Origin of the sequence: Sphingobacterium siyangense (genome assembly GCF_007830445.1) — a bacterium.
GTDB lineage: Bacteria > Bacteroidota > Bacteroidia > Sphingobacteriales > Sphingobacteriaceae > Sphingobacterium > Sphingobacterium siyangense.
Genome location: NZ_VLKR01000017.1, coordinates 20,183 through 34,094 on the forward strand (window position 1 = coordinate 20,183; position 13,912 = coordinate 34,094).

Annotated in this window: 10 protein-coding genes; 4 read left to right on the plus strand and 6 right to left on the minus strand. The window is 39.0% G+C overall.

Annotated elements, in window-relative coordinates:
- Positions 1-13 precede the first annotated feature (13 nt).
- From infB to IQ31_RS15525, 4 genes are all read right to left on the minus strand, one after another.
- Positions 14-3,160, minus strand: coding sequence for a translation initiation factor IF-2 (gene infB / locus IQ31_RS15510; RefSeq protein WP_145328634.1), 3,147 nt, complete (start codon positions 3,158-3,160; stop codon positions 14-16).
- Positions 3,161-3,263: 103 nt separating this feature from the next.
- Positions 3,264-4,505 (minus strand): transcription termination factor NusA, encoded by a 1,242-nt coding sequence (gene nusA / locus IQ31_RS15515; RefSeq protein ID WP_145328636.1) that lies wholly within the window; start codon positions 4,503-4,505, stop codon positions 3,264-3,266.
- A gap of 5 nt (positions 4,506-4,510) precedes the next feature.
- On the minus strand, positions 4,511-4,975 hold the full coding sequence (gene rimP, locus IQ31_RS15520; protein WP_075993376.1) for a ribosome assembly cofactor RimP: 465 nt from the start codon (positions 4,973-4,975) through the stop codon (positions 4,511-4,513).
- 237 nt (positions 4,976-5,212) lie between these two features.
- Positions 5,213-5,989: an XRE family transcriptional regulator gene (locus IQ31_RS15525; RefSeq protein ID WP_075993377.1), complete on the minus strand. Its 777-nt coding sequence runs from the start codon at positions 5,987-5,989 to the stop codon at positions 5,213-5,215.
- A 102-nt stretch (positions 5,990-6,091) separates the two neighbouring features.
- Between IQ31_RS15525 and IQ31_RS15530 the strand changes: the two genes are divergently transcribed.
- Positions 6,092-6,415, plus strand: coding sequence for a GIY-YIG nuclease family protein (locus IQ31_RS15530; protein ID WP_075993378.1), 324 nt, complete (start codon positions 6,092-6,094; stop codon positions 6,413-6,415).
- Positions 6,416-6,490: 75 nt separating this feature from the next.
- On the opposite strand, the gene IQ31_RS15535 is transcribed toward IQ31_RS15530, so the two are convergent.
- Positions 6,491-8,884 carry a penicillin-binding protein 1A gene (locus IQ31_RS15535; protein WP_145328638.1) on the minus strand — a complete coding sequence of 798 codons (2,394 nt, stop codon included), beginning with the start codon at positions 8,882-8,884 and terminating at the stop codon, positions 6,491-6,493.
- Positions 8,885-9,267: 383 nt separating this feature from the next.
- Between IQ31_RS15535 and rpoN the strand changes: the two genes are divergently transcribed.
- From rpoN to IQ31_RS15550, 3 genes are all read left to right on the plus strand, one after another.
- Entirely contained in the window at positions 9,268-10,734 is a 1,467-nt protein-coding gene (rpoN, locus tag IQ31_RS15540; protein WP_075993380.1) for an RNA polymerase factor sigma-54, read from the plus strand.
- Between the two features lie 80 nt (positions 10,735-10,814).
- Positions 10,815-11,690, plus strand: a complete 876-nt coding sequence (locus IQ31_RS15545; protein ID WP_075993381.1) for a carbon-nitrogen hydrolase — start codon at positions 10,815-10,817, stop codon at positions 11,688-11,690.
- A 90-nt stretch (positions 11,691-11,780) separates the two neighbouring features.
- Positions 11,781-12,857: an agmatine deiminase family protein gene (locus IQ31_RS15550; protein ID WP_088162215.1), complete on the plus strand. Its 1,077-nt coding sequence runs from the start codon at positions 11,781-11,783 to the stop codon at positions 12,855-12,857.
- Between the two features lie 107 nt (positions 12,858-12,964).
- Here IQ31_RS15550 and agaR read toward each other — a convergent pair whose 3' ends face one another.
- Positions 12,965-13,726 carry a transcriptional repressor AgaR gene (agaR, locus tag IQ31_RS15555; protein ID WP_075993383.1) on the minus strand — a complete coding sequence of 254 codons (762 nt, stop codon included), beginning with the start codon at positions 13,724-13,726 and terminating at the stop codon, positions 12,965-12,967.
- Positions 13,727-13,912: the final 186 nt, after the last annotated feature.

A 13,912-nucleotide genomic window follows, 5' to 3' on the forward strand; every position in this document is an offset into this window, starting at 1 on the left:
TATCACTAAGTGATTACAATTTACGTTTTACTTCAACTTGTTCGTAAGCTTCGACAATGTCTCCTACTTGAATATCATTGAAACGGTCAATATTTAAACCACATTCATAACCCATTGAAACTTCTTTCACATCATCTTTGAAACGTTTCAAAGATGCCAGTTTACCAGTATGAATTACGACACCATCTCTGATTATGCGGATATCATTATTTCTATTGATCTTACCTTCTTTAACCATACATCCGGCAATCGTACCAACTTTAGAAATTTTGAAAGTTTCTCTGATTTCAACCTCAGCAACAATTTTCTCTTCAAATTTCGGAGCCAACATACCCTCCATCGCAGACTTGATTTCATCAATCGCATCATAGATGATCGAATATAAACGTACATCAATTTGCTCGTTCTCTGCCAACTTACGTGCGTTTTGTGTCGGACGTACTTGGAAACCTATGATGATCGCATCGGAAGCAGAAGCTAACAATACATCTGATTCAGAGATCGCACCCACTGATTTATGAATGATATTAACTTGGATCTCGTCAGTAGACAATTTCAATAATGAATCTGATAATGCTTCAATAGAACCGTCCACATCACCTTTAACGATAATATTAAGTTCTTTAAAGTTACCGATGGCCAAACGACGACCGATTTCATCCAAGGTAATATGTTTAGTTGCACGCATACCTTGCTCGCGTTGTAACTGAAGACGTTTGTTGGCTACAGTTCTAGCTTCAGACTCGCTTTCAAGAACATAAAGCTTATCCCCTGCTGTTGGCGCGCCTGCCATACCCAAGATTTGTACTGGAACAGACGGTCCCGCCTCTTTAACACGTTCACCTCTTTCATTAGTCAAAGCCTTCACTTTACCTGAATGCGATCCCGCTAAAATAGGGTCTCCAACACGTAATGTACCACTTTGTATCAATACCGTTGTCACGATACCACGACCTTTATCCAAAGCTGCTTCAATTACTGAACCAACAGCGCGTTTTTTCGGATCAGCTTTTAGATCTAACATCTCAGCTTCCAATAGAACTTTTTCTAATAATAGGTCAACATTTTCTCCCGTTTTTGCTGAAATCTCTTGCGCTTGGAACTTACCGCCCCAGTCTTCAACTAAGATATTCATCGCAGAAAGCTGCTCACGGATTCTATCAGGATTTGCTCCCGGTTTATCTACTTTAGTAAATGCAAATACGATTGGTACTCCCGCTGCTTGCGCGTGGTTGATTGCTTCTTTTGTTTGCGGCATGACAGCGTCGTCCGCTGCAATAACGATAATAACAATATCCGTCACTTTAGCACCGCGGGCACGCATAGCCGTAAAAGCTTCGTGACCAGGAGTATCCAAGAATGTAATTTTACGGTCATCCTCCAATTTCACCGCGTATGCACCGATATGTTGGGTGATACCACCAGCCTCACCAGAAGTAACGTTCGCCTTACGGATATAATCCAATAAAGATGTTTTACCATGGTCAACGTGTCCCATGACCGTTACAATAGGGGCTCTTGAAACCAAATTCGCTTCGTTATCCGGTTCCTCAAGTTCAGCAGTCTCCTCATCCTCAGGTTTGATAAACTCTACCTGATAACCAAATTCATCCGCTACAATTGTTAAAGTTTCCGCATCTAAACGTTGGTTAATTGACACGAACATACCCAAACTCATACAAGTTGCAATAATTTGGGTTACCTGAACGTCCATCAAATTAGCTAATTCGTTTGCTGTTACGAATTCTGTAACACGCAATACTTTCGCCATCATTTCTTGCTCCATTGCAGCTTCTTCTGCATGTTGAGCAACATCGTCACGTTTCTGACGTCTCAATTTGGCACGTTGCGCAAATTTACCAGATTTACCTGCACCACTCAAACGAGCAAGTGTTGCCTTAATTTGATCTTGGATTTCCTTTTCAGTAGGTTCTTCCTTATTCTCAACAGGTCTTCCCTTACCTCTATTGTCAAAACGATTACCGTGTTGCGGTCTCGTACCTTGTCCTGGTCTACCTGGGTGTTGGTTGTTACCTCCTTGTCCTGGTCTACCCGGATGTTGGTTGTTGTTTTGCCCTTGACGATTGTTCGGGTTGTTGTTAGGACCATGATTCCCTCCTCGGTTACCCTGTTGGTCCCGGTTGTTGGGATTGTTGCCATCACGCGGCCCACGGTGTTGGTTATTATGACCTTGACCTTGCCCCGCATTTGGGTTTACTGGACCATTTGGATTCGTACGCTTACGCTTACGTTTCTCATTATTATTTCCAGCATTTGAAGATGAAGCCACTGGTTTGTGGGAAGGTCTAGCAGATGGTAATTCAATCTTACCAATGACTTTAGGACCTGTCAATCTCTCTGCACGAGCAGAAATAATTTCATCTCCTTGTTTTTTCACAGGCTCCACTATTGGAGTTACTGGTACAGCTTTCGGCGCTGTTTCTTCTTTTTTCTTGTCTTCTACCTTCACAGGTTCAGTTTTTGTCTCTACAACCGGAGTTGCTTTTACTTCAGTTTTATTTACTTCGGGTTTTTCTATTTCAGCTTTTGGTACAACAACTTCCGGCTTCTTTTCAATAACCTTTGGTTCTTCTTTTTTCTCTTCAACAATAGGCGCTTTGACTTCGGCTTCTTTCTTTTCTTCCACCTTAGCTTCAGCTTTAACCTCTACAGGTGTTTCTTTAACGGTTTTTGGTTCCTCCTTAACAGGTTCTTCCTTCTTGACCTTATTTCCGCCTCTATTCAATGCGTCCAGATCAATCTTACCAACCACCTTCATACCACCTTGATGAACGGGCTCCTCTACTTTTGCCGGAGTAGGTTCCTTAACAGAAGGGATTTCTACCGTATTTTTGACCAGGATTTCCTTGGATTCATCATGATCTTCGAAATCCTCATTCTTAGATGATTCCTTAGGAGAAGTGGACGGCGACTCCTCACGACGAATTTTGCCAATCACAATTTGTTTAGCTTCATCTTTCAGTGATTTGTCTCCCTGAAACTCTTTTAACAGCACACCATACATCTCTCCGCTCAATTTAGTGTTAGGCTTTGCTTCTACATCATATCCTTTTTTCACTAAACATTCCACGGCGGTATGTATCCCGATGTTGAGTTCCTTTGCTGCTTTAAGCAAGTTTGTTCCTTTTCCTTCAGTCATCTATAATATAAACTATTTTAATATAATTACAAAAATATGTTTTTTTCCATCCATAAACAATTTATTCCGAATGTTAGATAGAAAAAAATTAATGAGCTGAATTTTATTCAAATTCAGCTTGTAAAATACGTACAATCTCACGAACAGTATCTTCTTCCAAATCGGTACGTCTAACCAGCTCTTCCTCGCTAAGAGACAACACCGACTTTGCAGAATCCAAACCAACACGTTTCAATTCATCAATAACCCAGCTTTCAATCTCATCGCTGAATTCTTCGATATCAACATCTTCATCAAACTCGTCATTTTCGCGATAAACATCAATTTCATAACCAGTCAATTTACCAGCCAACTTGATATTGTGTCCTCCACGACCAATTGCTAAAGAAACCTGATCCGATTTTAAATATACAGCCGCAGTCTTATTTTCTTCATCGATTTTGATTGAGCTAATCCTTGCTGGACTCAAAGCGCGAGCGATATACAATGAATGATTTGTTGTAAAATTAATCACGTCAATATTCTCGTTACGCAATTCACGAACGATACCATGAATACGGGATCCCTTCATACCAACACAAGCTCCTACAGGATCAATACGATCATCATAAGACTCAACGGCAACCTTCGCTCTTTCTCCTGGTTCACGAACGATTTTCTTAATCGTAATCAAACCATCAAAAATTTCAGGAACCTCAAGTTCAAATAAACGTTGTAAGAACGCAGGTGCGGTACGTGAAATGATAATCTTTGGATTATTATTCATCATATCCACTTTATGCACAACTGCGCGAATGCCATCTCCCTTTTTGAAATAGTCAGCTGGAATTTGTTCTGATTTAGGAAGAATTAATTCATTACCATCCTCATCCAATACCAAGATTTCTTTTTTCCAAATCTGATAAACCTCACCAATGACCAACTCTCCTTCTCTATCTTTATATTTCTTAAAGACTTCGTCTTTTTCCAATTCCAAAACCTTAGATACAAGCGTCTGACGTGCAGCTAAAATTGCACGACGGCCAAAGCTTTCCAATGTGATCTGTTCAATAAAATCATCGCCTACTTCCAAATCTTCATCATGCTTTCTAACTTCCGCCAATTCGATTTCAAGATCATCATCCTCTGAAAACTCATCTTCAACAACGACACGCGTCCTCCAAATCTCCAAATCTCCGTTATCTGGATTCACGATAACATCCACATTTTCATCCGTACCAAAACGACGACGGATCATACTACGAAAAACCTCTTCCAATACTGTAATAACAGTAGGTCTATCGATATTCTTAAACTCCTTAAACTCTTGAAAAGAGTCTATCAGATTGATGTTGCTGTTACTCATTATTATTAAAATGAAATTACCACTTTTGTTGCTTTTATTTGATCAAAAGGAAGTTCTTTTTCTACCTCTTGTGCTTTTTTACCTTTTTCTTTTATCTTCTGAAGAACATTGATCTTCATCTCGTCTACGGTCAATAATGTACCTTCAACTTTTGTATTATCGTTCAACTTTACCTGAACTGTACGACCAATATTCTTTTGGTACTGTCGGATATTAACAAAATTAGCATCAATACCTGGAGATGAAACCTCTAAACGGTAAGCGTCATCAATTACATTTTCCTCCTCCAAGTGGAAACCAACATGACGGCTCACCTGTGCGCAATCATCAATATTCACACCATTATCTCCGTCCAAAAGAATCTCAAGAATTTTATTTGGGCGCATCTTCACGCTGACGATAAACAAATCCTCGCGATCTGCAATTTTTTCCGCGATGAGTTCAATAACTCTCTTTTCTATATGCTGCATTGTTCTGTTTCTAGAAATGCTAAATTAATTGAATTAAAAAAAGGGGGCAATACGAGCCCCCTTCCTTTCAGATATGCAAATATAGCATTTTATAAAATAAAAAACAAAATTAGATAGATTGTTTTTATATTCGACACCCCTACATTCCCTATAAAAACAAGCTATCGATCGCTCCTCGGTCATAGAAATTATCTTCACAGTGCAACTATATCGTAAAAAAACGCAGACAATTCTCTACTATTTTGAACCATCTACCACCGCATTAATTGTTTTCTGCATTTGCGCCATCATACTCGTCAGCGTTTCCATTGTTGGCTCTGGCGTAGGCTCAGGCAATTGTGTACTGATAAAAGCCTTCGCTTTCCATACTTCAAGAATGTCCGCAGTCTCCACCCAATAAGGTTCATATGTTTTATTGTCTGAAACGAGCTTCAAACCCTTATCTTCTTTAAATTTAAAAGCGATACGCTTATAAACCACGCCATCTTCCTTAGACAATATAACATAGGTACTCCCCGGCTTGATATCATGCCAGTTCTCCACATACTCCGCTACAATAATGGACCCCGATGGCAAAGGTAACATCGAGTCTCCCTTTATTTCAAAAGCACGAAATGTCCCTTGACCAAACATAGGCAGCGAAAACTTAGGCAACTCAGCAACATATTCCGGATCACCATACCCATTTAAATACCCGGCACTAGCCTTAACCGGAACAAGTTCGATATTTTCACGATCATCCGCATCTACAGTCACACTAAGCACCCTTAAATTTGAGGCATTGCTTTTGGGAACCGGCTTCCATTTATCATCAATAACATCGTTTGCCAATTCATCCATAGTCAAACCATAGAATTCGGCAATCTTCTTTAATAACTCATATTTGGGCTCTGCTCGATCTTCCTCGTACGCGCCCACAGACGCACGCTTAATTTCCATAAGATCAGCAAATTGTTGCTGTGTGATTTTTTTTCCTTTTCGAAGGAACTTCAGATTGGACGAAATATTTGACATATTATTTTTTCAAAAAAATATTTTGCAAAAACTAATTTTATTAGTAATATTGTGCCAATAAAATTAGTAAATATATTTTAAACGTCCAAATAATTTAGCATTATGAACAATTTTATTGTATATATATCAACTGACAACAATCGTAAACACTTCAAAATCGGCCTCAGTTCCAACATCTTTAGTACAGTAATGGAATTACAGCAATCCAATAGTTTTATTTTCAACCAAGGCCCCAGTTTAAATCGAATAATCTACACAGAATCTTTCACGAATTCAGAGACCGCCAATAAGAGAATAAGCGAACTACAACATTTTACAACCATGCAAGTCGAACGGCTCATTCGTAAATACAACCCTAACTGGAATAATCTTTTTCCACAGCAACACCAAGCGTTCGCCAAGAGAGATTCCAACCACGCAGCCTAGCATAAAAAAAGCCACCTTAGTTAAACTAGGCGGCCATCTTTATTTTTTAGATAGAATCCTCTTTAATAAGTAGTATCAGTTTTGACTACCAACCTCCTCCAACGAGGATGACCCTTCGCTACTCGTTCCACTATCAGCACCTTCATGATTACGCTCAACAGGATGCTCCGCTCCCTCTTCCTCAGGTCCGATAAATCCTTCATCAGCGGGCTCTTCTACCTGTGTGGAATCACTCTGATCTGGCTCTGGATCACTATAACGCGGAGTTTCGCACTTGTAAGATTTCGTAATTTCAACTGTAGGACTAGGAAACTTACCTTGCGTATACCCCAACTGTTTATCTTTATAAACAGACTCCATATATACCCCAAATATCGGTAATGCTGTACGAGAACCTTCTCCCGAATGAGAATTTTTAAAGTGAATACTCCGCTCGTCACAACCAACCCAAACACCTGTAACCAAGTCTTTGGTCACCCCCATATACCAGCCATCCACATATTCCGAAGAAGTACCTGTCTTTCCGCCGATTTCATTTTCCTTATCAAATAAATCCCATTCCCACAATCCCTGAGATGTACCCCCAGGTTCTTCCATACCACCACGCAACATATACGTCATCAACCAGGCATCTTGCTTATCCACCACTTGTTTGCGCTCCGCCTGAAAAGTAGCAATAACATTACCATCATGATCTTCGATCTTAGACACTAATAAAGGAGTGACACGCTCACCGTGATTCATCATCGTCGAGTACCCATTCACCATTTCAAAAACAGAAACATCATTAGGCCCTAACCCCACAGAGGCAACCGGATTTAATTTACTTGTGATACCACAACGATGTGCCGCATCAACAACTTTCGCAGGCGTAACCATGTCAGTTAACTGAACCGTAACCGAATTGATGGAACGTGCCATTGCATGACGCAACGACATTTCACGATAGGAAAAATTCCAGTCTGCATTTTTAGGTTCCCATATCTCCACGGAATCCCCTTTATCAATCTTGATCGTAACAGGCTTGTCGGTAATCTTATCACATGGAGACATCCCTGACTCCAAGGCAGCCAAGTATACAAAAGGTTTAAATGTAGACCCCGCTTGTCGCTTCGCCTGCATCACGTGATCATACTTAAAATATTGATGGTTGATCCCACCCACCCATGCTTTAATTTCACCCGAATACGGATCCATAGACATCATGCCTGCATTTAACATCATGGCATAATATTTCAAAGAATCCATTGTAGACATATCCTTTTCGATCTTACTGCCATCCTTCCAATTATAAACTTCGATCTTCTTCTTTTTATTCAGAAAGTAATTGATGCTATCAGGGGTATTTGCATATTTCTTACTCAAAAAAGCATAATAAGGAGTTTTCTTTGCCAAATTATCCAGGAAGTTGGGGATAACTTTACCTGATAAATCACGCCAAGGCTCCTGTCCCTCCCAGGTGTTATTTAGACGTTGCTGTAATTCAATCATTTGTTTCGCCACAGCCTCTTCAGCATGCTTTTGAAGTTTAGAATTTATCGTCGTGTAAATTTTCAAACCGTCTGTATAGATATCATAATTGTTATCCCCAGACCATTTTTCCAACCACTTAGCTACTGCAGCACGTAAGTAAGAATCTCCACCCGCATTAAGATCTTGACTATTTGTATTCAAAACAATCTTCTCCTTAACCAGATTATCATACTCTTCTTTTTTCAGAAAACCACCTTTATACATTTGACTTAAAACGGTGTTTTTTCGCACAAAAGCATTTTCGGGATTACGAATAGGATTATATAAAGTCGTACCTTTTAACATGCCAATCAAAACAGCAGCTTCGGTCTGATTCAATTGATTCGCTCCTTTTGAAAAATAGCGCTTTGCAGCAGTTTCAATCCCATAGGCATTATTACTGAAGGATACCGTATTTAAATACATCTCCAATATCTGATTTTTGGAATAACGTTGCTCCAATTTATAAGCCGTCATCCACTCCTTAAACTTCGTGATCACCAAGCCCGCGACGGGAAGACGCGTCAACAATCCACCGGCCTTATTATAACGTGTACGATAAAGATTTTTAGCTAACTGTTGCGTAATTGTACTTGCACCACGCTTATCCCCTTTTAATGTAGAGATAATACCTGACCCTAGACCAAAAAAATCAACACCATTATGACTATAAAAACGCACATCCTCAGTTGCTATCAACGCATTAGTAACAGACTTCGGAATGCTATCAAATGGAATTGGATTTCTATCCTCGTCGAAATAACGACCAATTAAAACACTATCTGCCGTGTATAATTCCGTGGAGATATTCACACTGGGCATAACAATATCCTTTTTTGTCGGAGAATAACCAAAGAGCCACAGAAAATTCAATTGTATAGCACACACCAATATAATGATAAAATATATTGCTATAAGGAGATAACGAAGAATCCTATTCTTAATACGTTTAAACATAAATGGAAATTTATCTTATATTCAACACATCCGACCAGCAAAAGGTTTTACGCCCGTCCAATATGCCTTTTTATCTATTTTCAGGGGCTAAATATACAACTAAATAAATCGCTGTAATCAACTATTTACATTTTTTAACAATAAAAAACACCCGCCAAAGAACTGTAAAATACGACATAATTCGAAAGGATGGATTTTGGAAATTACAACGACGACTAAATAAGAACAGCCCGGTATGGAGAAAACAAGCCCAGTCTCAAATTTGTTCATAAATTCTCCCGCGTTCCACAAATATTATACCCATTTTTTATTTATTATCGATTTTATTTTAAAATAATAATGATATTTGTTTAAATTTAGATGTAAAAAAGTCAACTATTAGCATGTTAAAACAAACATTACAACAAAAGCTATTACAGAAATTGTCCCCGCAACAAATACAATTTATAAAATTGTTGCAGGTTCCGACTGTTTCATTAGATGCGAGAATCAAGGAAGAATTAGAAGAAAACCCTGCGTTAGAAGATGGTAGCTTGACTAATATGACCGATCCTATAGAAGAGTATCCCGATAAAGATCCAGACGATAATTTTGACAATGAAGATGGATTTGACTCAGAAGACTTTAGTTTAGAAGATTACATCCAGGAAGACGATTTCAAAGATTACGGCAATGGCTATGACTACGGAGACGACGATGACGACCGGAAAGAAATGCCCGTTGCTATTCAGCACTCCTTTTATGAGCAGTTACAACAACAATTAGACCTTTTAGCTTTAGATGACAAGCACTTTTTAATTGGCCAACAAATCATTGGCAGTCTAGATGACGACGGCTATTTACGCCGTCCAATAATCAATCTTGTCGACGACCTAGCTTTTGGTCAAAATGTAATGACTGATGAGCAGGAAGTTCTAGACATGCTAAAAGTAATTCAAGATTTTGAGCCTGCGGGAATTGGAGCACGAGATCTGCAAGAGTGCCTATTGATCCAATTACAAAAAAAAGACACACAAAATCCCACAATCAAACTCGCTATTAAAGTCGTAGCGAATTACCTTGAAGAATTCACCAAAAAGCATTATGATAAATTAGAAAAATCTTTAGGAGTTTCATCAGAGGATTTAAAAAACGTCGTCAACGAGATCCTAAAACTTAATCCTAAACCAGGAGATTCTGGTGCAGTCGCGGGCAAACAGCTTCATATTATCCCGGATTTCCATATCAGCAATAATGATGGAACACTGCATTTGACTTTAAATGGCCGAAATGCGCCTGAGCTCCGCATAAGTCGTGATTACCAACACATGTTTGAACATTACGAGAAATCGGATCAAAAGGATAAAAAAATGAAAGAGGCTGTGCAATTCGTCAAACAAAAACTTGACTCAGCCAAATGGTTTATTGATGCAATAAAACAGCGTCAACAAACCTTACTAAAAACAATGAATGCAATCATGGAATACCAATATGATTATTTCCTCACTGGTGATGATCGTAAGTTAAAACCAATGATATTGAAAGACATCGCCGACAAAATCGATATGGATATATCTACGGTGTCGCGGGTAGCAAATTCAAAATACGTGCAAACAGAATTCGGAACATTTCTCTTAAAATCATTTTTCTCTGAAGCGATCCAGACTGATTCTGGTGAAGAAGTATCCAATAAAGAGGTTAAGAAAATATTGGAGGAATGCATCTCAAAAGAAAATAAACGGAAACCCTTGGCTGACGAGAAACTAACTGAGATCCTAAAAGAAAAAGGATACAATATTGCGCGGCGAACGGTGGCAAAATATCGGGAAGCATTGAATATTCCTGTGGCAAGATTACGAAAAGAGCTCTAAGAGCTCTTTTTGTTTTTCCCACAGACCAAATCCAAATTAAGAATAGTATCTTTGTGCTGTATTAAAATAAGCATTAAAGAATGAGCAAAGTAAAAGTTGGAGTTGTACAGATGAGCTGTACCGCAAGCAAACAAGAGAATCTCGAAAAAGCTATCGCTAAAGTAAAAGAAGCCGCTGCAAAAGGTGCGCAAATTGTGTGTCTGCAAGAACTATTTACCTCTTTATATTTCTGCGATGTGGAAGATTACGACAATTTCGCACTGGCTGAATCCATTCCCGGCCCATCGACGGACGCCCTATCGGCTGTTGCTAAAGAAGCAGGCGTCGTAATTATCGCTTCATTATTTGAAAAAAGAGCAGAGGGACTGTACCATAATACAACCGCTGTATTGGATGCAGATGGTTCCTATTTAGGAAAATACCGCAAAATGCATATCCCAGATGATCCTGCATTTTATGAAAAATTCTATTTTACCCCAGGAGATTTAGGCTACAAAGTATTCAAAACAAAATTTGGAAGAATAGGCATTTTAATTTGCTGGGATCAATGGTACCCTGAAGCATCTCGAATTACCGCATTAATGGGTGCAGAAATCTTATTCTACCCTACAGCTATTGGATGGGCAACAGACCAAGATGAAGAAACCAACAAAGATCAATATAATGCGTGGCAAACAATACAACGCTCCCATGCCGTTGCAAATGGTGTTCCTGTTGTATCCGTTAATCGCGTAGGATTTGAGCAAAATGGCGCAATGAAATTCTGGGGTGGAAGCTTCGTAACAAATGGACAGGGTAAATTGCTTTATCTTGCCTCACATGACAAAGAAGAAATTGAAGTCGTCGAATTGGACTTAAATGAATCAGACTATTTCAGAAAACATTGGCCATTTTTGAGAGACCGAAGAATCGAAACATACGCACCGATCACCAAACGTTTTATTGACGAAGACTAATATCGGATATTCTAGCCATTTCGGTTTCGAACGCACACAACTGTGCTGAAACGAACTGAAATGGCTTTTTTTAATCCCATTAAAATAAGTATGGAACAAAAAAAGACATTCACACAGGAATATTTTGACAATTCCCCAAAACAACAGGGCTTCTCATTTCCCGCAGAATGGGCAAAACAAGAAGCCTTATGGTTGAGCTGGCCACATAAAGAGGAATCCTGGCCTGGGAAGATCGAAACAATATACAAACCCTATTGCGAATTTATTAAAGTCGTAGCAGCAGGGCAAAAAGTAAGGATTAACGTCGCTAACGAGGAAATGCAAAATTTTGCTATTACCGCGCTTAAAGAAGTAACAACAGATTTTAGCAATATCGAATTCTATTTTAATCCGACTAACGATGCTTGGTGTAGAGACCACGGTCCCGCTTTTATTATTAACCAGGCTACAAATCAAAAAGCAGTTGTCGACTGGGGCTATAATGCCTGGGGTGGAAAATACCCTCCTTTCGACCTGGATGACGTCGTTCCTACGCGTATTGCCAAAGAATTTAACCTTCCTTTGTATACCCCTGATATCGTCATGGAGGGCGGTTCAGTTGAGTTTAATGGCGCAGGAACAATCATGACAACAACCGCTTGTCTATTGAATAAAAACCGAAATCCACACCTGACAAAAGAACAAATAGAAACCTATTTGAAAGAATTTTACGGTCAGGAACAGGTTTTATGGCTTGGAGACGGTATCGTTGGAGACGATACAGATGGGCACATTGATGATATTACACGTTTCATCAACGAAAACACCGTTTTAACGGTTGTAGAGGAAGATCCAACAGACGAGAACTATGAGATACTTCAAGAAAATCTAGCAACACTTCGTTCATTTAGACTCTTAAATGGAGAGCCTCTGCATATCATTGAGCTCCCAATGCCAGCACCGGTCATCTATGACGAAACAAGATTACCTGCTTCTTATGCTAATTTCTACATTGCAAACGATGTTGTTGTAGTACCGATCTTCAACGATAAAAATGACCAAAGAGCACTGGATATCATCCAAGGCTGTTTCCCTACACGTAAAGTCATAGGAATAAATTCCGTCGACATTATTTGGGGGCTGGGAAGTTTCCACTGTTTAAGCCAGCAAGAGCCGGCGTTGAGCTAAAAAAAACTATCCATAAAGAAAATGTCCCCAAATAGTTAAACACTCTTTTGGGGACATTTTTTATGATAAAGATAAGCAGCTCCGCTTTGATTTTTAGTTAAGCCGTGTTAAACAACAATAACATTTACCCCCGCTTTTTCTAACGATTCCACAAAGCTTGTATTTACTTTGTCATCGGTAATTAATATATCAATTTTATCAAAACCACAAATCCGCCCGAAGCTTCGTCGTCCGAATTTAGACGAATCTGCTAGTACAACAACCTTTTGAGCCGTATCGATCATAATGCGATTTAATTGTGCCTCCTGCGCACTTGAGGTTGATACACCATATTCTAAGTCAATACCGTCCACACCCAAAAATAATTTACTGCAGTAAAAATCCTGCAATAAATTTTCTGCATACTTTCCAGTTACGGATGTTGAAGTCTTGCGAAGCGTTCCGCCCATCTGCATGATTTCAACCGAAGGATATTTGATCAATTCCATCGCAACATTCAATGCCGAAGTTACTACAGTGATATTTCCTTTAGGAATGATCTGTTTTGCCAGCGACTGCATGGTCGTTCCTGAAGCGATAATGATTGAATCATTTTCCTCAATCATTTCAGCCGCTTTTTTTCCGATCCGGCTTTTATCGTCCGAACGAAGCTTCTCTTTTTCAAATACTGTACGGTCAGTCGTATAAGGATTATATTGTGTTGCCCCGCCATGCGTTCTAAACAACAATCCACTATCTTCCAACAAGGTCAAATCTTTCCGAATGGTTACAGAGGAAACGCCCAATTCCTCACATAGATCAATTACCTGAACTACGCCGACCTCCTTTAATTGTTTTAAGATATATTGATGTCTTTCTACATTTGTCATGGCTCTATTTATAATAAGCTGTTAAAATACTAAATCTATTATCGGTTTGTTTAAAGGAATATGTCGATATCTTGAAAAAATCCATCGATATCAATAAATTTCAACAAATATGACTTTCTACTTAAATTTCCCTCAGTAGAATTGATGTTAAAATAATGAAATTATTTAATTTTTTCACGCTGACAA

Bases quoted from the DNA above. Each gene is read 5' to 3' on its own strand.
- IQ31_RS15550 (WP_088162215.1), top strand. From the start codon at position 11,781: ATGGAACAAAAAAAGACATTCACACAGGAATATTTTGACAATTCCCCA.
- agaR (WP_075993383.1), bottom strand. From the start codon at position 13,726: ATGACAAATGTAGAAAGACATCAATATATCTTAAAACAATTAAAGGAG.
- IQ31_RS15535 (WP_145328638.1), bottom strand. From the start codon at position 8,884: ATGTTTAAACGTATTAAGAATAGGATTCTTCGTTATCTCCTTATAGCA.
- rimP (WP_075993376.1), bottom strand. From the start codon at position 4,975: ATGCAGCATATAGAAAAGAGAGTTATTGAACTCATCGCGGAAAAAATT.
- IQ31_RS15545 (WP_075993381.1), top strand. From the start codon at position 10,815: ATGAGCAAAGTAAAAGTTGGAGTTGTACAGATGAGCTGTACCGCAAGC.
- infB (WP_145328634.1), bottom strand. From the start codon at position 3,160: ATGACTGAAGGAAAAGGAACAAACTTGCTTAAAGCAGCAAAGGAACTC.
- IQ31_RS15525 (WP_075993377.1), bottom strand. From the start codon at position 5,989: ATGTCAAATATTTCGTCCAATCTGAAGTTCCTTCGAAAAGGAAAAAAA.
- nusA (WP_145328636.1), bottom strand. From the start codon at position 4,505: ATGAGTAACAGCAACATCAATCTGATAGACTCTTTTCAAGAGTTTAAG.
- IQ31_RS15530 (WP_075993378.1), top strand. From the start codon at position 6,092: ATGAACAATTTTATTGTATATATATCAACTGACAACAATCGTAAACAC.
- rpoN (WP_075993380.1), top strand. From the start codon at position 9,268: ATGTTAAAACAAACATTACAACAAAAGCTATTACAGAAATTGTCCCCG.